Consider the following 21,321-nt stretch of genomic DNA (forward strand, 5'->3'; position numbering starts at 1 on the left):
CGCCGACGCCGCGGGGGAGGCCCCGTTGGGGGGGCGTCACCCGCCGCGCGGCGCGGCGGATCAGGCCGCCGTCAGCGTGCGCGAGTACACCGTCCGGCCGACGGCGTTGATCAGACGCACCCGGAACTCGCGGCCGTCCTCGGGGATCTCGACGTGGCCGAAGTACTGGTGCTCGCCGGAGCGCGGCGAGCCCATGACCGGCCCGTGCGCCTCGAAGTCCAGGCGCGGGCCGAAGGTGCCGTCCAGCGTGTTCGGGCCGAACGATCCGGCGTTGATGGGGCCGGCCACGAACTCCCAGAACGGCTCGAAGTCGGTGAACGCCGCGCGGTCGGGGGAGTAGTGGTGCGCCGCGCAGTAGTGGACGTCGCCGGTGAGGAACACGACGTTCTTCACGCCGTGGTCCTTGATCGCCTTCAGGAGGCGGGCGATCTCCAGCTCGCGGCCCAGCGGGGCGCCGTCGTCGCCGTTGGACAGGGACTCCTGCCCCGTGCCGTCGGGGACGATCAGGCCCAGCGGCAGGTCGTTGGCGATGACCTTCCACGTGGCGGTCGACGCGCGCAGCCCGCGGATGAGCCACTGCAGCTGCTCCTCGCCCAGGATCGGGGTCTCGTGGGTCTCGAGCCCCGGGGTGTTCTCGCCCTTGTGGGTGCGCATGTCCAGGGCGAACACGTCGAGCGTCGCGCCGCGGGGGATCCTGCGGTAGATGCGGGCCGGCTCGAAGCCCGAGCCGCGGCGCAGGGCCGTGGAGTCGGCGATCGGCATGTACTCCTGCCACGCGCGGCGGGCGCGGGCGGCCAGCGTGTCCACGTCACGGACCTGGGTGTAGCGCGGGTCTTCGAGGACCTCGCCCGGCCACCAGTTGTTGGTCGTCTCGTGGTCGTCCCACTGGGCGATGACGGGGACGTCCGCGTACAGGGCGCGGAGGTTGTCGTCCATCATGTTGTAGCGGTGGCGGCCGCGGAACTCGTTCAGCGTCTCGGCGACCTTGGACGTCTCCTCCGTGACGAGGTTGCGCCAGGTGGGCTCGCCGGCCACCTCGAGGGTCTCCGGGATGGGGTTGTCCGCGTAGATCGTGTCGCCGGAGTGCAGGAAGAAGTCGGGCTTCGTGGCATGCATCGCCGCGTAGCCGCGCATGCCGCCGATCTCCGGGTTGATGCCGTAGCCCTGCCCCGCGGTGTCCGCGGTCCACACGAAGGACTGGGCGGCGGAGGTCTTCCGGCCGAACCGCGCGCCGGGCGCCGTCGTGAAGCGGGCCACGGCCGACTCGCCCAGGCGGCCGGCCTCGTCCTCGAACGCGTACGTCACCTCGAAGCGGGTGTCGGAGGGCAGCGTGTCGGCGAGGATCTTCGCGGTGTGGTCGGTGGCCCCGTCGACCCAGCCGGAGCGCAGGGTCAGCCCGCGAGCGAAGCGGCCGCGCAGCACCTTCCCGTCCTCGTCGACCGCGCGCAGCGTGGCGTGCAGACGCGAACGGCCGGACGAGCGCGCCCACAGCACGGCCGAGTTCGAGGTGACATCGCCGGTGGCGACGCCGGACGGCAGCGTCAGGCGGGACGCGACCAGGCCACCGGGGGTGTGGCGGGCCGGACGGGCGGCGGCGGGGCCGGCGAGGGCGGCGGGGGCGAGCACGGCGGCGGACGCCGCGGCGAGCACCGAACGGCGGGAGGTGGGGTGGGTCAGGGGTGCGGTGGTCTGCTTCACGGGGCCAGGGTGGGGCACGCAGGCGAGGCACATGTGGCGTCGGGCTGACCCTCGGGTGAACTTTCGACGCCGGCCCCCGGCGGCATCGGGGTCGACCGGCCCGGGGCCGCTCAGCGCAGGGCGGTGACCGTCCGGACGGCGGCGACGATCGCGTCCGCGGCGGCGTCGAGCAGCGGGGCGTCGGCGTCCGGGCCGAACGTGCAGCGCAGGGCCGTGCGGGCCTCGTCGTCGCTGAGGCCCAGCGCGAGCAGGGCCGGGGACGGCTCGGCGTCGTGGGCCGAGCACGCGGACCCCGCTGAGGCCAGCACGCCCCGGCGGGCCGCCTCCTCCAGCACCGACTCGCCGTTCACGCCGGGCAGCACGAACGAGGCGTGACGCGGCAGTCGCCGCGCGGGATGGCCGGTCAGCCGCGCGTCGGGCACGAGCTCCCGGACGCCGTCGAGCACGCGCGCCGCGAACCGGTCCCGCAGCTCGGCCCACGCGTCCGCGGCCGCGGCGCGCTCCGCCTCGGCCTCCTCGAAGGCGGCCGCGAACCCGGCCGCGCCGGCCACGTTCTGCGTCCCGGACCGCCGGCCCCGCTCCTGGCCGCCACCGGGCACGAGCGGTTCCAGGGCGTGACCCGGGCGCACCCACAGCGCGCCGACCCCCTTGGGCCCGCCGACCTTGTGCCCGGACAGCGCCACGAGATCCGCCCCGAGGGCGCGCACGTCCACCGGGATCTGCCCCGCGGCCTGCACCGCGTCCACGTGCAGCGGCACGCCCGCCTCCCGGGCGACGGCGGCCAGCTCGGCCACCGGCTGCACCGTGCCCACCTCGTTGTGGGCCAGGTGCACGCTGACCAGCGCGGTGTCCGGGCGCAGGCGGGCGGCGAGGTCGTCCGCACAGGTCAGGCCGTCACGGTCCAGCGCGAGGTGCTCGACCTCGACGCCGTGCAGCCGGGCCAGCTGGTCACAGGACTGCCGCACCGCGCTGTGCTCGATCCACGTGGTCAGCACGTGGCCCGCCGGGCGGCCGGCGAGGATCCGGGCGCGCACCGTGCCGAGCACGGCGAGCGCGTCGGCCTCCGTGCCGCCCGAGGTGAACACGACCTGCCCGGCCCGGGCGCCGATCGCGCGGGCCACCCGCGCGCGGGCGTCCTCGAGCAGGGCCGCCGCCGCCCGGCCGGCCTCGTGCGCCGAGGACGGGTTGCCGTAGACGCCCGTGAGCGCGGGCCACATCGCCTCCAGCGCGCTGCGCCGGACGGGCGCGGTGGCCGCGTGGTCCAGGTCGAGGGTGGTGCTCATCGGCGCGGCGAGACCTCCTCGACCACGGCGTCCAGGCCCAGGTCCAGGGACCGGACGGTATGGGTCAGTGCCCCCACCGAGATCACGTCCACGCCCGTGGCTGCGATCGCCCCGATCGTCTCGAGGCTCACCCCGCCGGAGGCCTCGACGACGGCCCGGCCCGCCACGAGCTCGACGCCGGCCCGCAGCTCGGCCGGCGAGAAGTTGTCCAGCATGATCGTGTCGACCCCGGCGGCGAGCACCGCCGGGATCTGCTCGAGCCGGTCGACCTCCACCTCCACGTGGGTGGTGTGCGGCAGGCGTGCCATCCCGGTGCGCAGGGCCACGGTGAGGTCCTCGCCCGGGTCGCCGGGGCCGCCGAACCCCAGCGCGGCCAGGTGGTTGTCCTTCAGCATCACGGCATCCGAGAGGCTGGAGCGGTGGTTGTGCCCGCCGCCGTCCCGCACCGCCTGCCGCTCGAGCACGCGCAGACCCGGGGTGGTCTTGCGGGTGTCCACCACCCGCGCGTGCCCGCCGCCGGCGCGCACGGCGGCCACGTGGGCGGCCGTCGTCGTGGCGATCCCGGACAGGCGCTGGACGAGGTTCAGCGCCACGCGTTCGGCCCGCAGCACCGAGCGGGCGGGACCCGCGACCTCGGCGACGACGGCGCCGGGGGACAGGTCGGCGCCGTCGGCCAGGTGCAGGGTGACGGACACGGCCGGGTCGACGAGCCGGAAGGCGGCCTCGAGGGCGTTCGTGCCGGAGAGCACCCCGGCCTCGCGGGCCACCACACGCGCGGTGATCCGGGCCTGCTCCGGGACGAAGGCCTCCGAGGAGACGTCACCCCAGGGCGCGTCCTCGGCGAGCGCTGCGGCCACGATCCGCTCCACGTCCGGCTGCGGGGCCGGCGTCGCCGGCGCGCGGTCGGCCGGGCTCACGCCCCGGCCCCGGCGGACTGCGCGGCCGACTGCTTCGGCGCGACGGCCAGCATCCGCTCGAGAGCGGTGCGGGCCGGCTCGGCCACGGACGCCGGCACGGTGATCCGGTTGACCACGCGGCCGGCCACGAGCTCCTCGAGGACCCACGCGAGGTAGCCGGGGTGGATGCGGTACATCGTGGAGCACGGGCAGATCACGGGATCGAGGCAGAAGATCGTGTGCTCGGGGTGCTGGGCGGCCAGGCGCTGCACGAGGTTGATCTCGGTGCCGATCGCGAAGGCCGAGCCGGCCGGCGCCGCCTGGATGGCCTTGACGATGAAGTCCGTGGACCCGGAGGAGTCCGCGGCCTCCACCACGGGCAGGGGGCACTCGGGATGCACGATCACCTGGACGTCCGGGTGCTCGGCGCGGGCCTGCTCGATCTGCGCCACGGTGAAGCGGCGGTGCACCGAGCAGAAGCCGTGCCACAGCAGCACCTTCGCGTCCCGCAGGGCGTCCTCGGAGTTCCCGCCCAGGGGCAGGCGGGGGTTCCACGTCGGCATCTGCTCGAGCGGGATCCCCCTGGCGTGGCCCGTGTTCCGACCCAGGTGCTGGTCCGGGAAGAACAGGACGCGCTGGGCACGCTCGAACGCCCAGTCCAGCACGGCCGAGGCGTTGGAGGACGTGCACACGATGCCGCCGCGCTCGCCGACGAATCCCTTGAGGGCCGCGGAGGAGTTCATGTAGGTCACGGGCAGCAGGGGCACGCGCCCGTCGTCGTCCGGCTCGGTGCCGTAGACCGCCTCGAGCTGCTCCCACGCGTCCTCGACCGAGTCCAGGTCGGCCATGTCCGCCATGGAGCAGCCGGCGGCGAGGTTGGGCAGGATGACGGCCTGGTCCGGGGTGGAGAGCAGATCTGCGGTCTCCGCCATGAAGTGCACGCCGCAGAACACGATCGCCTCCGCCTCGGGCCGGCCCTGGGAGGCCCGCGCGAGCTGGAAGGAGTCGCCCACGAAGTCGGCGTGCTGGACGACCTCGTCGCGCTGGTAGAAGTGGCCCAGCACGACGACGCGTTCGCCGAGCGTCTGCCGCGCCGCGCTGATCCGGGCGTGGAGCTCCTCGTCCGAGGCCCGCTGGTACTCCTCGGGGATGCGGCCCTGCACGGGGGCGTCGGCCGGGACGGCGTCGTCCTGCGATGCGCCGGGGCCGTACGCGGGCAGGCCGGCGTCGAACGCCCAGGGGCCGCGGGTCAGGTCGGGGGAGCACGAGGAGCCGCGCGCGGCGTCCTTGTCGATCAGGGTCAGGGTGCGGGCCACCGAGGCGGTGGTCCCGGTCGGGGTGGTCATGGGTGACTCCTGGGTCGGGGCTGATGGTCAGCGGCGGGCGTCCGGCCCGGCGGGATCGGGGTCGGTCCCGGGCCCGGCGGGCCGGTAGCGGTAGAGCTTGGGCGGGCGGTGCGGAGTGCCGCCGCGGACCTCACCGGTCTCCTCGAGGGTCCCGGCGGCGAGGGTGGCGCGGCGGAAGTTGGCGGCGTCGAGGCCGCGGCCGAGGACAGCCTCGTGCACGGCGCGCAGCTCGGCGAGGGTGAAGGAGGGCCCCAGCAGCGCGTGCCCGACGCCGGCTCGCGGCAGGTCCGCGCGCAGGCGCGCCACGGCCGCCGCCAGGATCTGGGCGTGGTCGAACGCCAGCGCGGGCGGGGCGTCGGCCCGGTGCCAGCGCACATGGACCCCGATGGGCAGCCCGGTCACGTCCGGGTCCGGGCGGGACGCCGGGGTGGCGCCGTCGTCGTCCAGGGCGGGGCTGAGCGCCCAGTGGGCCACCGTGAGGACGCGTCCGGTGGGGGAGCGGTCCACGGCGCCGAACGCCGCCAGCTGCTCGAGGCGACGGACGGGTCCGGGCACGCACTCGGCGGCCACGCGTGCGGCGACGTCGGCCAACTCCTCGTCTGCGCCGAGCCACGCGCCCGGCAGCGCCCACCGGTCCAGGAACGGCTCGCGCATCCGCGGGACGAGGGCGACGCAGAGGCGGGACACGCCGTGCGCATCCGGGCGCACGCCGAAGACGGCCGTGGACACGGCGACGCTGACGCGGGCCTCAGCGACCGGCATGGGACCTCCCGGGCGGACGGGCGGGGCTGTTCTGGTCAGTATGACACTGTTCCCGCCCATCTCAGAAGGTCAATATGACTGTAAGCGGGGGAGGCACCGGCGCGGTCCCGCGCTAGCCTGAGTCGGGTGAACACGACCGCCGCCTCCGCCCCGTCCGACGCCCCCCTGGCCTCCACCCGCATCGGGGAGGGCTCGCGCCGCGTCGCGTTCCTGCACGGCCTCATGGGCCGCGGCCGGAACTTCACCGGCCCAGCCAAGGAGCTGGGCGACGACTTCACGGTGGAGCTGATCGATCTGCCGGACCACGGCGCCTCGCCCTGGACGGACCGGGTGGACTACCGCGAGATCGCGGACCGGGTGGCCGCCCACCTGCGGGGCGGTCTCGCCGCCGACGGGCCGGTCCATCTGCTGGGCCACTCGATGGGCGGCAAGGTCGCCATGGTGCTCGCCCTGCGGCACCCGGACCTCGTGGACCGGCTGATCGTGGAGGACATCGCCCCGCGGGTCTCGCCGCAGGCCACGGACGAGTTCGTCCACCTGCTGGGCACCATGCTGCGCATGGACCTGGACGCGTACGACACGCGGGCCGAGGCCGACGCCGCCATGGCCGAGCACGTCCATGACGCGCGGGTGCGCGGCTTCCTGCTGCAGAACCTGCGGCGCACGGGCGGCCACTTCGCGTGGCAGCCCAATGTGGCCATGCTCTTCGAGCACCTGCGGGAGATCGGCTCGTTCCCGGACCCGGTGGTCCCCGAAGACCCGGAGCGCGTGTTCGACAATCCTGTGCTGTGGCTGACCGGCGCCGAGTCGGACTACGTCCAGGACGAGGACGTGCCGCGGATGAAGGAGCTGTTCCCGCGCGTCGTGCGCGTGACCGTCCGCGACGCCGGCCACTGGCTGCACGCCGACCAGCCCGAGGCCTTCGTCTCGGCGGTGCGCACCTTCCTCACCGCCGACTGACGAGGCCCGCCGGGAGACGGATCCAGCGCCGAGGCCCGCAGACGCGCCGCTACCTTCCGTGCGTAGCGGCGCGTCTGCGGGCCTCGGCGTCGGGCGCGGGTGGGAGTGGACCCGTCGGCCACCGCATCAGTGGGCGGGCGCGGCCTTCTTTCCGCGCAGCCGTCCCACGAGCAGGACCACCCCGAGCGCGACCGAGCCCCAGAGCAGGCCCCACACGGCCGACGTCGCGGTCTCCGTGAGCCAGCCGAGGAACGCGCCGGCAGCGTGCGTGACGGGCTCGACGATCCCGTGCTGCACGGCGTAGGGCCACGGCACGCCCAGCGCGTCCAGCTCCACGAGGACGATGTGGCCGCCCACCCAGAGCATCGCCACGGTGCCGATGACGGTCACCACGCGCAGCACGTGCGGCATGGCCTTGACCAGCCCGGCGCCGAACGAGCGGCCGCCGGAGGTCGACGCGTTCTGGTGCAGGTGCAGGCCGACGTCGTCCATCTTCACGATCAGCCCCACCACCCCGTACACGCCCGCGGTGATGACGACGGCCACCACCGCCAGGATCGCCGCCTTCATCCAGAAGCCCAGGTCGGCCACCTCGTTCATGGAGATGACCATGATCTCCAGGGACAGGATGAAGTCCGTGGTGATGGCCCCGCGCACCACGGTGTCCTCGGCCTCCGGGCCTCGCTCGACGGCGGGCTCCTCGCCGTCGGCATCGGCATGCCCGTGGCCGGTGAGCTTGCCCCACACCTTGTGCGCGCCCTCGTAGGACAGATAGGTGCCGCCGGCCAGCAGCAGCCACGGCAGGATCCAGGGTGCGAGCCAGTCGAGCAGCAGCAGGGCGGGCAGGATGATCACGAGCTTGTTGCGCAGGGAGCCCTTGGTGATCCGCCAGATCATCGGCAGCTCCCGGGCGGCGGCCGCCCCGGCCATGTACTGCGGGGTCACCGCGGCGTCGTCGACCACCACGCCCGCCGCCTTGGCCGCGGCGCGTCCCGCTCCGGCGGCCACGTCGTCCACGCTCGCAGCGGCGAGGCGGGCGAGGGCGGCGACGTCGTCGAGCAGGGCTACGAGTCCGACCATGGTTCCTCCTGGGGTGGGGCCGACGGGCGCGTCGGGGCGCGGGCAGGGCGCAGGTTGAGCATAGCGGCGAGGACGGACACGGCACCGGCCCGGTCCCGTGGGGGACCGGGCCGGTGCGTGCGCGGCCGACGAGGCCGCCGGTGGGCTCAGGCGTCGTTCTCGGTGGTCTCCACGGGGCGGGAGCCCAGGCGGCCGTCGATGCGGAGCAGGCCCGAGCCGTCGTCGCCCACGAGCTCGAGCTGGCCCACGATCTCGGAGACGGTGGACTCCTCCTCGATCTGCTCGTCCAGGAACCAGTTCAGCAGCGGGCGCGAGTTGAGGTCGCCCGCGGACTCGGTGGCCCGGTACAGCTCGCGGATCGCCTCGGAGACCTTCTGCTCGTGCGCGAGCGCGGCCCGGAAGATCTCCAGGGCCGACAGGCCGGCCTGCACGGGCGGGGCCGGGATGGCGCCGATCGTCGGGACGCTGTCCCGGTCGGCGACGTGGTCGATGAACTTGTTCGCGTGGACGATCTCCTCGTCCGCCTGGTGCCGCAGCCACGCGGCCATCCCGGACAGGTCCAGGTAGTCGGCGGCGATCGCGAGCTGGCGGTAGACCATGGACGCCTCGAACTCGAGGGTGATCTGGTCGTTGAACTTCTGCAGCAGGTCATCGGTGAGCTTCATGCCTCGAACTCTAGGCAGGCGGCCGGGGCGTGGTGAAGGCGCGCCCGCCCCGTCATCGAGGCGCGACGACGGCGGGCGGCCGGTTCCGCCGGATTCGGCGCCCCGCGGCCCCGGCCCTAGGCTGGGCGCCGTGTCCGAGACCCACCACGCCCGCCCGGGCGTCGACCCCGTGTCGACGCCGCCCTCCGACGTGCCGCGTGGTCCGGGAGGTCGGGACGCGCTCGTGCGCCGCCGCGTGTTCCGGACGCCCCTGCTGCGCCGCGTGGTCTACGCGGTGGTCTTCGAGCTGCTCGCCATCCTCTTCACCACCGTGATCCTGGCGGCGCTCGGCAACGGCGGCGGGCCCTCGCTCGCCGTGGCGGTGGTGTCCTCGACCGTGGCCCTGCTGTGGAACATCGTGTTCAACTCGGTGTTCGAGACCCTCGAACGCCGCCTCGGGATCACGGGCCGGCCCTGGTGGGTCCGCGTGGCCCACGCCGTCGGCTTCGAGGGCGGGCTGATCGTGTTCCTCGTGCCCGCGGTGGCGCTGATCCTCGGCGTCGGGCTGGGGGAGGCGTTCCTCATCGAGGCCGGCCTGCTCGTGTTCTTCCTCGTCTACGCCGCGGTGTACGCCTATGCGTTCGACTCGGTGTTCGGCCTGCCGGACTCGGCCGCCCGCGCCGAGGCCTGACCCGCCGATCGGAGCAGGCGCGGCTCAGCGGGAGGCCGGCAGCCCCAGGAACGCGCGGATCGCGGGCATCTCGCGGCGCACCTGGTCCAGGCCGAGCTCGTGGGCGGCGGCCAGCTTGGCCACGGACCGCTCGCCGTTGGAGATGGGCATGCTCTCGGGCACGAACAGATAGGCCCGGCCCTGCCGCTCCATCTCGAACAGGCGCTCGCGGGTCGCGTTGTACCGGCGCCAGCGCGTGAGCAGGGCGTCCGCGACGGCGGGGTAGCGCCGGAAGGTGCGCTGGTAGAACGAGGGGAACCGCTCGGGCCGCTTCACGTACCCGCGCTCCCGGGTCAGGACCACGAGGACCTTCTCGAACCCCGCGTCCTCCGCCGCGGTCAGCGGGATCCCGCCGTCCACGCCGAGGGCACCGTCCACGAACACGGTGCCCTCGGCGTGCACCGGGGGCATGAGGACCGGCATCGTGGACGACGCGCGGACGCGGACCATCAGATCGGTCAGGGTGGTCATGTCGGAGCGGTCCCACCAGCGGGTCTCGCCGCTCGCGGCGTCGAAACCGCCCAGCACGAGCCGGGCGGGGTTCGCGCGGAACGCGGCGAAGTCGTAGGGCAGGTCCGCCTCGGGCAGGCCGGCATGCTCGTAGATGTACTCGGCGTTGAACAGGCCCTTGCCGCGCAGGAAGCTCAGCCAGTTGCCGAACCGAGGATCGTCGGCGAAGTCCACGAACGAGCGCCGCGCACGGGCCGGGTCGCGGGACAGGTAGTTCACGGCGTTGGACGAGCCCGCCGAGATGCCGGCCACGAAGTCCACGTGGATCCGCTCGCGCAGCAGCTCCGCCACCACGGCCGAGGTGAGCGCGGCGCGCATGCCCCCGCCCTCGAAAAGCAGGGCCGTGTCGGTGACGTTGGACGTCATGGGCTCGGTCATGGTCGGTCCCTCCGTGTTCGCCGTCCGCCGAGCCGGGCGCGGAGTGCTCCCGTCCGGCCGCGCCCATCCTAGGCTGTCCCCATGGCGACGACCCACATGAAGAGCACCCCCGTCCACACCGTCGGCGAGCTGCCCCCGGTGGGTGCCCCCGCCCCCGACTTCACCCTCACCGGGGCGGACCTGTCCCCGGTGACCCTGCAGGAGCTGCGCGGCCGCCGCGTGATCCTGAACATCTTCCCGTCCCTGGACACCGGCGTGTGCGCCGCCTCCGTCCGCGAGTTCAACTCCCGCGTCGCGGACCTCGAGGACACCACCGTCGTGGCCGTGTCCGCGGACCTGCCGTTCGCCGCCGCGCGCTTCTGCTCGGTCGAGGGCATCGACCACGTCCGCAGCGGCTCCGTGTTCCGCTCCTCCTTCGGGGACGACTACGGCGTGCGCATGACCGACGGTCCGCTCGAGGGCCTGCTGGCCCGCGCCGTCGTCGTGGTCGATGCCGACGGCGTGGTCCGTCATGCCCAGCTCGTCCCCGAGATCTCCGAGGAGCCGGACTACGAGGCCGCCCTGGCGGCCGCCCGGGGCTGAGCGTGACGCCGCCGGGCTGGCCGCCGCGCGCACGACGCTCGCCCCTGGCGTTCGTCATCGCGCTGTTCGGCGTGCTCGGGGCGCTGGTCCTGGCCGGGGGCCTCACCGCGCTCCTCGCCGGCCGGATGGTCGACGTCGCCGCGGACTCCGCCCCGACCGTGTCCGCCGCCGAGGCCCCGGCCCGGGAGGCGGGCGAGCTCGCGGCAGGCCTGACCCATGTCCACGACGGCGTGGCGGTGGACTGGTCCGCATCGGCCCACGACGGATCGTCCCTGGACCCCGGCCAGCCGGTCGCGGACGCCCCGGGCATCCTCCTCGTGGAGACCGCCCTCGGCGCCCGCACCGGCACGGGGACGGGCATGGTGCTCTCCCCGGACGGGCTGGCGGTGACCAACTACCACGTGGTCGAGGACTCCTCGGAGTTGCACGTGGTGGTCGCGGACACCGGCGCGCGGCACACGGCCACGGTGCTCGGGCGCGATGCCGAGCACGACATCGCGGTGCTCGACGTCGAGGGCGTCTCAGACCTGCCGGTGGCCAGCGTCTCGCTGGACCCGGTGCGGCGCGGGGACCAGGTGGCCGCCGTCGGCAACGGCGGGGGCCAGGGCTATCTGACGGCCGTGCGCGGCACCGTGCTCGGCACGGACCGCTCGATCATGGCCGCGGCCGAGGGCACCGATCAGTACGCGCGCCTGTCCGGCCTGATCCAGACGGACGCGGACGTCGTGCCCGGCTACTCCGGCGGCCCGGTGGTGGACGACGCCGGCCAGGTGGTCGGCGTGACCGTGGCGGCCAGCGACGGGACCACCGCAGACGAGGTGGACGGCTTCGCGATCCCGCTGGAGGTGGCCTTCGACGTGGTGGACCAGGTCCTCTCGGGCGAGGAGACGGACACCGTGAGCATCGGCGCGGACGGCGCCCTGGGCATCATGGTCGGCGCGGATCCCGACGTCGGCGTCGTGGTCATGCAGGTGGACGCGGGCTCGGCGGCCGAGCAGATCGGCCTGGTCGAGGGCGATGTGATCCTCGAGATCGAGGGGCGGGCCGTCGGCGACGACGCCTCCCGGATGTCCCGCCTGGTCAACGACCACAACGTGGGGGACCGGATCACCGTCCAGTGGCGCACCGCCGACGGCGAGGTGCGCGAGGCGGAGGCGGTCCTGCAGCCGGCCCTCGTGAACTGACCGGCCCCCCGGCGTTCAGGAGAGCAGGTCCAGCGAGAGGGCCATCGCGGCCACGCCCAGCAGCACGCCGCCCAGCGCCGCGGCGCGGCCCCCGGCCGCCCGGGCGGCGGGCAGCAGCGCGTCGAGGCTCACGGTCACCATCACGCCCGCCACGGCCGCGAAGACGGCGGCCACGAGCGCGGGTGTGAGGAACGGGGCCAGCAGCAGCCAGCCGATCAGCGCGCCCAGCGGCTCCGCGATCCCCGTGAACGCGGCCCACGCGAAGGCCTTGCGCCGCGATCCGGTGGCCTGCCGCACGGGCACGGCCACGGCCACGCCCTCGGGAACGTTGTGCACGGCCATCGCGACGGCCAGCGCGAGGCCCACCGACGGATCCTGCAGGGTGCCGGCGAAGGTGACGAAGCCCTCCGGCAGATTGTGCAGGCCGATCGCCAGGGCCGTCACCGTGCCCAGGCGCAGCATCCGCCGCCGGTCCAGGCCGGCCGGGTCGTCGACGTCGCCCGGCATCTCCGAGACGGGGTCGGGGACGGCGCGCTCGAGCAGCACGTAGGCGCCTGCGCCGAGGGCCAGGGCGGCCACCGCGACGGCGGTCGCCGCGGGGCCGACCGCCCCGCCCAGCCCCTCGACGGAGGCCGGCAGCATCTCCAGGAAGGAGACCGCGAGCATGACGCCCGCGGCGAGGCCGAGGGCGGCCCCCAGCCCGCGGCCCGAGGGCTCGCGTCCGACGATCGCCAGGACGCCGCCCAGCACCGTGGCCAGCCCGGCGAACGTCGTGAGAGCGAGCGCGGTCCAGAACGGGTCCACGGGGGAGTGCCTCCTGACGGGCGGCGGGCGGGGTGCGACCATCCTAGGGACCACAGGAGGAGACCATGACCGAAATCGCCGCCGGCCCCGGATTCGCCCTGCCCCGGGGCGTCGAGCCGGGCCGCGCCGTCGTCGTGGGCGCCGGACCCAACGGCCTGACCGCCGCCGCCCTGCTGGCCCGCGAGGGCTGGGAGGTGGACGTGTTCGAGCGGGCCCCGGTGCCCGGCGGCGCGTGCGCGTCCGCGCCGGTGCTGGGGGAGGGGACCGTGGTGGACCTCGGGGCGGCGGGCCATCCGTTCGGCGTCGCCAGCCCCGTGTTCCGGGAGCTGGGGCTGACGGACCACGGGCTCGCCTGGCTGCACCCGGCCGTGCCGATGGGACATCCGCTGCCGGACGGGCCGGCCGCCCTCCTGCACCGGGACCTCGAGGCCACCGCCGCGGGCCTCGGCGTCGACGCGCGGGCCTGGCGGGCCGTGCACGGGGCCCTGGTCGAACACGTCGAGGAGATCCTGGCGGGCGCGCTCGGCCCGGTGCTGCGCCCCCCGCCCCATCCGGTGGCGATGGCCCGCTTCGGCCTGCGCGCCCCGTGGCCGGCCGATCTGCTGGGCCGGGCGATGTTCCGCACGGAGGCCGCCCGCGCCCTGTTCACGGGCTCTGCGGCCCACGCGATCCTGCCCTCGAGCCGGCCCCTGACGGCGGCGTTCGGTGCGCTTTTCGGCGCGCTCGGGATGAGCTCGGGCTGGCCGGTGGCGCGCGGCGGGTCGGGGGCGATCGTCGACGCGCTCGTGGCGGTGCTGCGGGCGCACGGCGGGCGGCTGCACCTGGGCCACGAGGTCACGGACCTGCGCGCGCTGCCCGCCGCGGACGCCGTCGTGCTGGACCTGACCCCGCGCCAGGTGCTGCGCGTCGCCGGCACGGGCCTGCCGCCGCGCTACGCCGCGGCCCTGCACCGGTGGCGCCCCGGGCCGTCCGTGTCCAAGGTCGACTTCCTGCTCGACGGGCCGATCCCGTGGCGCGACGCCCGGCTCGCGGGCACGGGGACGGTGCACCTGGGCGGGACCGCCGCCGAGATCCGGCGGGCCGAGGACGACGTCGCGGCCGGCCGGATGCCGGCGCGGCCCTTCGTCATGCTCTGTCAGCAGCAGGCGGCGGACCCCTTACGGGCCACCGGGCCCGCCCGGGGGCACACGGTCGTCTGGTCCTACGCCCATGTGCCCCACGGTCACCCCGGCGACGTCCGTCCGTTGATCGAGGCGGAGGTGGAGCGGCACGCACCCGGCTTCCGGGACCGGATCGAGGCCGCGATCGCGATGCGCCCGGCCGATCTGGAGGCGTGGAACCCGAACCTCGTGGGCGGCGACATCGCGGGAGGATCGCTCGCGGGAGCGCGCGCGCTCCTGCGCCCCACTGCGTCGCCCCGGCCGCATCGGGCGGGTCGGACCGGGCTGTATCTGGCCTCCGCCTCCACCCCGCCGGGCGCCGGCGTCCATGGCATGGGCGGGGCGTGGGCCGTGCGGACGCTGCTGGCGGACCGTCGTCGCTGACCGTGCCGGCGCCGGGCCGAGGTATGCCGGGGTGTCGGCGACCGCTGTGCGACACGGCTGCGACTGATCCGGATTCGGACTTTCGCGAATCGGAATGTGCCCGCTACAGTGTGCTCCATCTCACGGAACGTCCCGTCTCGACGGAACGGCCCGGGGTAGTCTCACATCAACGGATCCCCACAGGGATGCGGATGAGGGACGTCCTTGCACCTCTCATGAACGGAAGCACCTTCCATGAAGTACACGAAGCTCTCCGCTGCCGCGGCCCTGGCCGCCGGCTCGGCCCTCATCCTCTCCGCCTGCGCCCCCGGCGGCGGCAACGCGGGCGACTCCAGCAACAGCGGCTCGGCCGCCAGCCAGGGCGGCGACTCGGGCGCCGGCAATGTCATCGAAGGGGACAAGGGCCAGAAGCTCACCGCCGAGGCCTCCGGGCCGGGGCTGGCCGACCTGGGCGACGTCGAGACCCAGGACGGCTCCATCGCCTACTCGGTGGGCGCCGACGACTTCCTGTCCTACAACGGCCTGCAGTCGAACACGTACACCACGTACAACTCGGCCGTCGTGGACCGCATGTTCTCGTCCTTCTGGTACTTCGGCACCGACGGCTCGATCATCCCGAACGAGGACTTCGGCACGTACGAGAAGACCTCGGACGACCCGCTGACCGTGAAGTACACCATCAGCGACGACGCCAAGTGGTCCGACGGCACCCCCGTCACCGCGGGCGACTTCATCTTCCACTGGGCCGCGAACAACGACACGGTCAAGGCGGAGGGTTCCGAGACCCCGCTGTTCGACTCGATCTCCTTCGAGCAGGGCAAGTACATCCCGGAGGCGCCCGAGGGCGAGGCCGACGGCAAGGAGTTCACCGTCACCTACCCGGAGCCCTACGCGGACTGGGAGATCCTCATCAGCACCGCGCTGCCGGCGCACATCGTCGCCAAGGAGGCGGGCATGAGCTTCGAGGAGCTCGTCACCGCCGCGAAGGAGAAGGACGTCGAGGCGCTCACCCCGGCGGCCGAGTTCTGGAACGACGGCTGGGACTTCAGCCCCGGCGAGCTGCCGGACGCCTCGCTGGTGCCCTCCATGGGCCCCTACAAGTTCAAGGACGGCGGCTGGCAGGCCGGCCAGTCCATCACCCTCGAGGCCAACCCCGAGTACTGGGGCACCCCGCCGGCCACCAAGGAGCTCGTCCTCCGCTTCGCCGACCCCAAGACCCACGTGCAGGCCCTGCAGAACGGCGACCTCGACGTCATCGAGCCGCAGGCCACCGTGGACACCCTTCAGCAGCTCGAGGGCCTCGGCGAGGACGTCAACGTCCAGACCGGTGACCAGCTGACCTGGGAGCACGTGGACTACAACCGCGGCGAGGGCTCGGTCTTCGCGGACTCCCCGGAGCTGCGCGAGGCCTTCGCCCTCTGCCTGCCCCGCCAGCAGATCGTGGACAACCTGATCAAGCCGATCTACGCGGACGCCCAGGTCATGAACCTGCGCGAGGTCTTCCCCTTCCAGGACAAGTACCAGGAGGTCGTGGACGCGGCCTACCCGAAGGAGATGGACCAGCCGAACATCGACAAGGCCAAGGAGCTCGTCGAGCAGTCGGGCGTCTCCAAGCCCACGGTCCGCCTCGGCTACCAGGCCGGCAACCAGCGTCGCACCGAGACCGTCGCACTCATCAAGAGCTCCTGCGACCAGGCCGGCTTCGACGTGCAGGACGCCAACTCGCCGGTGTTCTTCAAGGAGGTCATGCCGGCCGGTGACTACGACGCCGCCCTCTACGCCTGGGCCGGCTCGGGCCAGAAGGCCTCCGGCGCGAACATCTACCAGTCGGACGGCGCCCAGAACCAGCAGAGCTACAACAACCCCGAGGTGGACGCTGCCTGGGACAAGCTCGCCACCTCGCTGGACGAGAACGAGCAGCTGGAGCAGACCAAGACCATCGAGAAGCTGCTGTGGGAGGACTTCCAGGCCATCCCGCTGTACGCTCACCCGGGTCTGGTCGGCCACAAGGCCGACGTCGCCAACGTGCGCGACACCGCCGCCCAGTCGGGTGCGCTGTGGAACGTGGAGCAGTGGGTCCGCGTCCAGGAGTGACACCCCGCTGACCTCTGACCCGGCGGTCCGCCTCCCGCGGACCGCCGGTGTCGGGATCGAGGACAGAGCCCGGCCGGGCACCGGCCGGGCTCTGGCCGTGAACCGCGGCGAACCCGCACCCCTCCCTTTCCCTTGCACTCGCACGGAAGGTCACCCCCTGTTGTGCTGAAATTCATCCTCAAGCGCCTCGGCAGCTCCCTCCTGGTGCTGTTCGGCGCGTCGATCCTGCTCTTCTTCCTCGTGGCCCACTCGGGTGACCCCCTCCAGGACCTGCGAGAGTCACAGAACCCCAACCGCGAGACCCTCATCGCCGCCCGCACCGCGTTCATGGGGCTGGACCAGCCCTGGTACGCCCGGTACTGGGATTGGCTCCAGGGCATCGGCGGCTGCGTCACCGGTCAGTGCGACCTCGGCCTCAGCCGGAACGGTCAGTCCGTCGCAGACCTGCTGAGCAACGCCGCGGCCTCCACGCTGCGCCTCGTGGTGCTCGCGACCGTCCTGGCGATCATCATCGGCATCGCGATCGGCATCGTCACCGCGATCCGCCAGTACTCCGGCCTCGACTACGTGGTCACGTTCCTGATCTTCCTCTTCTTCTCGCTGCCCGTGTTCTGGGCGGCTGTGCTCCTGAAGGAGTACATGGGAATCCGGTTCAACGACTGGATCCGCAGCCCCGAGCTGAATTGGCCCCTCCTCATCGGGTTCGCGGTGATCGCCGGCCTCGTCCTCCAGGCCGTGATGGCCGGGGACCTCAGGCGGCGAGCGTTCACGTTCGGCGCCACCGCCGCGTTCATCCTGCTCGCCGGCTGGGTGCTGTTCGCGGTCGACTTCTGGCGGAACCCGCAGATGGGCCCGGTCGTACAGCTGGTCATCGGCCTGGCCGCCGCCGTCGGCGCCACCGCGGTGATCTCCGGTCTGCGCAACCGATCGGTCCTCAAGGCCGCCCTGGTCACGGCCGCGATCGGCCTCGTCGCCTACTACGCCACCTACGGCCTGCTGTGGCGGACGCCGTCCGCGCTGCTGCTGGCCGGCCTCGGCGTCATCCTCGTGCTGGTGGCCATCCTGGTGGGCCGCCTGCTCGGCGGCTTCTCCAAGGGCTCGGCCGTGTCCGCCTCGCTGGTGACCGCCCTGATCATGGGCGTGGCGATCGTGGCGGAACACCTGATGAACTACTGGCCGACCTTCCTGAAGGTCAAGCCGCGCCCGATCTCCACGATCGGCTCGGGCACCCCGAACCTGGACGCCCACTTCTGGGTGGTGTTCCTGGACCGCGGTGCGCAGCTGCTGCTGCCCACCATCCTGCTGACCATCATCTCGGTGGCCACGTATTCGCGGTACACGCGCTCCTCCATGCTCGAGGTCTCGCGCCAGGACTACATCCGCACCGCGCGCGCCAAGGGCCTGCCGGAGCGCCAGGTGATCCTGAAGCACGCGTTCCGCAACTCCCTGATCCCCATCACCACGATCATGGCCTTCGACTTCGCCGGCCTGATCGGCGGTGCCGTGATCACGGAGCAGGTGTTCGGCTGGAAGGGGATGGGCGAGCTGTTCGCCACCGGCCTGCGCGACGTGGACCCCATGCCCGTGATGGCGTTCTTCCTCGTGACGGGCACCGCCGCCGTGCTGATGAACCTCGTGGCGGACGTGCTCTACGCCGTCCTCGACCCCCGGATTCGAGTGTGAGCCAGATGACCACCAACAACTCCTCGACGACGGGCGCACAGCTCGACGAGAAGCAGATCTTCGACCTCGCGGAGGCGGAGGACGCCAAGCTCCGCGCCAAGGCCGGGAAGTCCTACTCCCAGGGCGCCCTGGTCCGCAAGCGGTTCTTCCGCCACAAGGCGGCGATGATCTCCCTGATCGTGCTGGTCTTCATCACGCTGATGGCGTTCTCCTCCATCGGCTTCGCCGGCATCCCCGGCTGGTGGGACAAGTCCTACACGGCCGCGGCCTCCGTGGTGAACGGTGGCCGCCCGACGCTGTCGGTCGTGCCCCAGTTCCTCGGCGGCGACGGCATCCGCTGGGGCGAGCACCCCTTCGGCCAGGACACCACGGGCAAGGACTACTTCGCCCTCGTGATGCGCGGGACCCAGCAGTCCATGATCATCGCGGCCATCGTGGGCCTGCTCTCCACCGTGATCGGCGCGGTCGTCGGCGCCGTGTCCGGCTACTTCGGCGGCTGGGTCGACTCCGTGCTGATGCGCCTGACCGACCTGATCATCGTCATCCCCCTGCTCGTGCTCGCCGCGGTGCTTGGCCAGATGGCCAGCGGCATGAAGATGGGCATCCTCCCGCTCGCGGTGGTGCTCGGCCTCGTGTCCTGGACGTCCCTGGCCCGCCTCGTGCGCGGCGAGGTCCTGTCCCTGCGCGAGAAGGAGTTCGTGGCGGCCGCCGTCGCCATGGGCGCCAAGCCGGGCCGCCTGATCTTCAAGCACCTGCTGCCCAACACGATCGGCGTGATCGTCGTGAACGCGACGTTCGCCATCGCGGGCGCGGTGCTGCTGGAGACCTCGCTGTCCTTCCTCGGCTTCGGCGTGAAGGCACCGGACTCGTCTCTGGGCCTGCTCATCTCCGACTACCAGAACGCGTTCACCACCCGTCCGTGGCTGTTCTGGTGGCCCGGCATGATCATCCTGGCGATCGCCCTGTCCGTGAACTTCCTCGGCGACGGTCTGCGCGACGCCTTCGACCCGCGCCAGGGTGCGGGCGCCCGTCGCAGGCCCCGCTTCTTCGGCCGACGTGCCGCCGTCACCGAGGCCGGCGCGACGACGGCGGGCGGCCTGGAGGCCGCCCCGACGGCAGGCCGGATCATCGACGCGGACGAGGACGGTCAGTGATGAGCGCGAACGACAAGAAAGGCCGATCCATGTTCGGCAAGAAGAACGAGAACGACGTGACCGCCGGCGGGCAGGGCTCGCACGCGGCGTCGTCGGCGGACCTCGAGGCGCGCGGCGCCGCCGTGCCCGGCTCCTCCGGCGCCGGCAGCGTGCCTCCGGGCCCCGCGACGAGCGCGATGGGCGTCGTGGCCCGCCACGACGACCTGGGCGGCGAGCCAGTGCTCGCCTTCCGCGACGTGGACGTGAAGTTCGCGACCGAGTTCGGCGAGGTGCACGCGGTCAAGGGCGTGACGTTCGACGTCAAGCCCGGCGAGGTCGTCGCCCTCGTGGGCGAGTCCGGCTCCGGCAAGTCCGTCACGAGCGCCACCGCCATGGGCCTGCTCCCGGGCAACGCGGACATCACCGGCTCGGTGCAGCTGGCCGGCCGCGACGTGCTCACGATGACCCCGGGGCAGCTGCGCGACATCCGCGGCGACGAGGTGGCGATGGTGTTCCAGGAGCCCATGACGGCCCTGAACCCCGTCCTCACCGTGGGCGACCAGCTCACGGAGGCCCTCGAGCTGCACGGCATCGCCTACGGCACCGAGGCGGACAAGCGCGCCGTCGAGCTGCTCACCATGGTGGGCATCCCCGACGCCGCCACCCGCCTCAAGCAGTACCCCCACCAGTTCTCGGGCGGCCAGCGCCAGCGCATCGTCATCGCGATGGCGATCAGCTGCTCGCCGAAGGTGATCATCGCGGACGAGCCCACCACGGCGCTCGACGTGACGGTCCAGGCCGAGATCCTGGAGCTGCTGCGCTCCCTGAAGAACAAGATGAACACCGGCATCCTGCTCATCACGCACAACATGGGCGTGGTCGCGGACATGGCGGACCGCGTGTGCGTGATGCTCCACGGGGAGCTCGTGGAGCAGGGCTCGGTGCACCAGGTGCTCCAGCACGCCCGGCACCCCTACACCCAGAAGCTGCTCTCGGCGGTGCCGCGCCTCGGCGAGCCCCTCGAGGTGGCGGAGCCGGAGCCGGTCACGGCCACGCAGACGCAGGCCCGGTACGCGATCGAGGCGGAGAACCTCCACCTCGAGTACGACCACCGCGGCAAGAAGAACCGCGTGGTCCACGACGTCAGCTTCCAGGTGGCCCCGGGCGAGATCCTGGGCCTGGTGGGCGAGTCCGGCTCGGGCAAGTCCACCATCGCCAAGTCGGTGCTCGGTCTGCTCACCATCGCGGAGGGCTCTCTGCGCATCCAGGGCCACGACCTGGCGACGATGCCCAAGGCTGAACAGCGCGCCCTGCGCAAGAACATCGGCGTGGTCTTCCAGGACCCGGCGGCCTCGCTGGACCCGCGGTTCCCGATCGGCGACATCATCACCGAGCCGATGGTCGTGCACAAGGTGGGGGACCGGCGCTCGCGCCTGGCCCGCGCCGAGGAGCTGCTGGACGCGGTGCGTCTGCCGCGCTCCGTGGTGAACCGGTACCCGCACGAGCTCTCTGGCGGTCAGCGCCAGCGCATCTCGATCGCCCGCGCCCTGACCCTGGACCCCCAGGTGCTCATCGCGGACGAGCCGACCTCGGCCCTGGACGTGTCCGTCCAGGCCGCCGTGCTGGACATGTTCGCGGAGCTGCAGCAGCGCTACGAGTTCGCGTGCCTGTTCGTGTCCCACGACCTCGCGGTGGTGGACATGCTGGCCCACAAGGTGCTCGTCCTCAAGGACGGCCGCCAGGTGGAGCAGGGCCCCACGGAGGAGGTGCTCCACCGTCCGAAGGAGGAGTACACCCGTCGCCTCCTGGCGGCGGCGCCCGTGCCGGATCCGGACCAGCAGGCGGAGCGTCGCCAGGAACGCCGCGAATTCCTCGCCTCCCTCGGCGAGGGCGTCTACTGACCGTTCGGGCCTACCGGCCCGCCCGTCCACGGCGGCCCCTGCGCGTACAATCGCACGGGGGCCGCCGTCGTCGTGTGCCTCCACCCCTTTGATGTCGAACCGGACAGGA

General features: G+C 73.1%; 18 protein-coding genes. 9 read left to right on the forward strand and 9 right to left on the reverse strand.

What is annotated here, in order from left to right; translation table 11 throughout:
• Positions 1-60: 60 nt before the first annotated feature.
• The 5 genes from AC0VX4_RS03330 to AC0VX4_RS03350 all read right to left on the reverse strand — a co-directional run bounded on the left by AC0VX4_RS03330 (position 61) and on the right by AC0VX4_RS03350 (position 5,985).
• Entirely contained in the window at positions 61-1,698 is a 1,638-nt protein-coding gene (locus AC0VX4_RS03330) for an alkaline phosphatase D family protein (protein WP_002855189.1), read from the reverse strand.
• A gap of 110 nt (positions 1,699-1,808) precedes the next feature.
• Positions 1,809-2,981, reverse strand: a complete 1,173-nt coding sequence (locus AC0VX4_RS03335; protein WP_002855188.1) for a cysteine desulfurase family protein — start codon at positions 2,979-2,981, stop codon at positions 1,809-1,811.
• The gene (gene nadC, locus AC0VX4_RS03340; RefSeq protein ID WP_002855186.1) at positions 2,978-3,898 is read right to left on the reverse strand and encodes a carboxylating nicotinate-nucleotide diphosphorylase; all 921 of its coding nucleotides are present in this window, start codon (positions 3,896-3,898) and stop codon (positions 2,978-2,980) included. The genes AC0VX4_RS03335 and nadC overlap by 4 nt, the downstream gene beginning before the upstream one ends.
• Positions 3,895-5,223, reverse strand: a complete 1,329-nt coding sequence (nadA, locus tag AC0VX4_RS03345) for a quinolinate synthase NadA (RefSeq protein ID WP_002855184.1) — start codon at positions 5,221-5,223, stop codon at positions 3,895-3,897. Before nadA ends, nadC begins: the two co-directional genes overlap by 4 nt.
• Positions 5,224-5,250: 27 nt before the next feature.
• Positions 5,251-5,985, reverse strand: coding sequence for an NUDIX hydrolase (locus AC0VX4_RS03350; RefSeq protein WP_002855183.1), 735 nt, complete (start codon positions 5,983-5,985; stop codon positions 5,251-5,253).
• Positions 5,986-6,111: 126 nt separating this feature from the next.
• On the opposite strand from AC0VX4_RS03350, the gene AC0VX4_RS03355 reads away from it, so the two are divergent.
• Positions 6,112-6,945 carry an alpha/beta fold hydrolase gene (locus tag AC0VX4_RS03355; protein ID WP_002855182.1) on the forward strand — a complete coding sequence of 278 codons (834 nt, stop codon included), beginning with the start codon at positions 6,112-6,114 and terminating at the stop codon, positions 6,943-6,945.
• Positions 6,946-7,071: 126 nt separating this feature from the next.
• Here the strand turns inward: AC0VX4_RS03355 and AC0VX4_RS03360 are convergent, their stop codons facing one another.
• Positions 7,072-8,025, reverse strand: coding sequence for a DUF808 domain-containing protein (locus AC0VX4_RS03360; RefSeq protein ID WP_002855181.1), 954 nt, complete (start codon positions 8,023-8,025; stop codon positions 7,072-7,074).
• A 146-nt stretch (positions 8,026-8,171) separates the two neighbouring features.
• A complete protein-coding gene (locus AC0VX4_RS03365) occupies positions 8,172-8,690 on the reverse strand; it encodes a ferritin (protein WP_002855180.1) in 519 nt (172 codons plus the stop codon).
• 130 nt (positions 8,691-8,820) lie between these two features.
• Between AC0VX4_RS03365 and AC0VX4_RS03370 the strand changes: the two genes are divergently transcribed.
• The gene (locus AC0VX4_RS03370) at positions 8,821-9,360 is read left to right on the forward strand and encodes a PACE efflux transporter (protein WP_002855179.1); all 540 of its coding nucleotides are present in this window, start codon (positions 8,821-8,823) and stop codon (positions 9,358-9,360) included.
• A 24-nt stretch (positions 9,361-9,384) separates the two neighbouring features.
• Here AC0VX4_RS03370 and AC0VX4_RS03375 read toward each other — a convergent pair whose 3' ends face one another.
• On the reverse strand, positions 9,385-10,287 hold the full coding sequence (locus AC0VX4_RS03375; protein ID WP_002855178.1) for a patatin-like phospholipase family protein: 903 nt from the start codon (positions 10,285-10,287) through the stop codon (positions 9,385-9,387).
• An 81-nt stretch (positions 10,288-10,368) separates the two neighbouring features.
• On the opposite strand from AC0VX4_RS03375, the gene tpx reads away from it, so the two are divergent.
• Together tpx and AC0VX4_RS03385 are read left to right on the forward strand one after the other, a co-directional pair.
• On the forward strand, positions 10,369-10,869 hold the full coding sequence (gene tpx, locus AC0VX4_RS03380; RefSeq protein ID WP_002855177.1) for a thiol peroxidase: 501 nt from the start codon (positions 10,369-10,371) through the stop codon (positions 10,867-10,869).
• Between the two features lie 2 nt (positions 10,870-10,871).
• Positions 10,872-12,053, forward strand: coding sequence for a S1C family serine protease (locus AC0VX4_RS03385; RefSeq protein ID WP_475464583.1), 1,182 nt, complete (start codon positions 10,872-10,874; stop codon positions 12,051-12,053).
• 15 nt (positions 12,054-12,068) lie between these two features.
• Here the strand turns inward: AC0VX4_RS03385 and zupT are convergent, their stop codons facing one another.
• Positions 12,069-12,857 (reverse strand): zinc transporter ZupT, encoded by a 789-nt coding sequence (gene zupT / locus AC0VX4_RS03390; RefSeq protein WP_475464584.1) that lies wholly within the window; start codon positions 12,855-12,857, stop codon positions 12,069-12,071.
• A gap of 65 nt (positions 12,858-12,922) precedes the next feature.
• Here zupT and AC0VX4_RS03395 point away from each other — a divergent pair, with 65 nt between their 5' ends.
• The 5 genes from AC0VX4_RS03395 to AC0VX4_RS03415 all read left to right on the forward strand — a co-directional run bounded on the left by AC0VX4_RS03395 (position 12,923) and on the right by AC0VX4_RS03415 (position 21,212).
• A complete protein-coding gene (locus AC0VX4_RS03395) occupies positions 12,923-14,401 on the forward strand; it encodes a phytoene desaturase family protein (protein ID WP_475464585.1) in 1,479 nt (492 codons plus the stop codon).
• Between the two features lie 234 nt (positions 14,402-14,635).
• A complete protein-coding gene (locus AC0VX4_RS03400; protein WP_216879825.1) occupies positions 14,636-16,495 on the forward strand; it encodes an ABC transporter family substrate-binding protein in 1,860 nt (619 codons plus the stop codon).
• A 162-nt stretch (positions 16,496-16,657) separates the two neighbouring features.
• Positions 16,658-18,178, forward strand: a complete 1,521-nt coding sequence (locus tag AC0VX4_RS03405) for an ABC transporter permease (protein WP_002855168.1) — start codon at positions 16,658-16,660, stop codon at positions 18,176-18,178.
• A 5-nt stretch (positions 18,179-18,183) separates the two neighbouring features.
• Complete coding sequence (locus AC0VX4_RS03410) at positions 18,184-19,332, forward strand: ABC transporter permease (protein WP_475464586.1); 1,149 nt, start codon at positions 18,184-18,186, stop codon at positions 19,330-19,332.
• Positions 19,332-21,212: an ABC transporter ATP-binding protein gene (locus tag AC0VX4_RS03415; protein ID WP_002855165.1), complete on the forward strand. Its 1,881-nt coding sequence runs from the start codon at positions 19,332-19,334 to the stop codon at positions 21,210-21,212. Before AC0VX4_RS03410 ends, AC0VX4_RS03415 begins: the two co-directional genes overlap by 1 nt.
• Positions 21,213-21,321: the final 109 nt, after the last annotated feature.

This window comes from Micrococcus sp. 63XJN7_8_ISO-PGPR-S23-253, assembly GCF_056173425.1.

Excerpts from the sequence above, each read along its gene's own strand:
- AC0VX4_RS03335 (WP_002855188.1), bottom strand. The coding sequence starts at position 2,981 with ATGAGCACCACCCTCGACCTGGACCACGCGGCCACCGCGCCCGTCCGG.
- nadA (WP_002855184.1), bottom strand. The coding sequence starts at position 5,223 with ATGACCACCCCGACCGGGACCACCGCCTCGGTGGCCCGCACCCTGACC.
- AC0VX4_RS03350 (WP_002855183.1), bottom strand. The coding sequence starts at position 5,985 with ATGCCGGTCGCTGAGGCCCGCGTCAGCGTCGCCGTGTCCACGGCCGTC.
- AC0VX4_RS03360 (WP_002855181.1), bottom strand. The coding sequence starts at position 8,025 with ATGGTCGGACTCGTAGCCCTGCTCGACGACGTCGCCGCCCTCGCCCGC.
- AC0VX4_RS03365 (WP_002855180.1), bottom strand. The coding sequence starts at position 8,690 with ATGAAGCTCACCGATGACCTGCTGCAGAAGTTCAACGACCAGATCACC.
- AC0VX4_RS03375 (WP_002855178.1), bottom strand. The coding sequence starts at position 10,287 with ATGACCGAGCCCATGACGTCCAACGTCACCGACACGGCCCTGCTTTTC.
- tpx (WP_002855177.1), top strand. The coding sequence starts at position 10,369 with ATGGCGACGACCCACATGAAGAGCACCCCCGTCCACACCGTCGGCGAG.
- AC0VX4_RS03395 (WP_475464585.1), top strand. The coding sequence starts at position 12,923 with ATGACCGAAATCGCCGCCGGCCCCGGATTCGCCCTGCCCCGGGGCGTC.
- AC0VX4_RS03400 (WP_216879825.1), top strand. The coding sequence starts at position 14,636 with ATGAAGTACACGAAGCTCTCCGCTGCCGCGGCCCTGGCCGCCGGCTCG.
- AC0VX4_RS03410 (WP_475464586.1), top strand. The coding sequence starts at position 18,184 with ATGACCACCAACAACTCCTCGACGACGGGCGCACAGCTCGACGAGAAG.
- AC0VX4_RS03415 (WP_002855165.1), top strand. The coding sequence starts at position 19,332 with ATGAGCGCGAACGACAAGAAAGGCCGATCCATGTTCGGCAAGAAGAAC.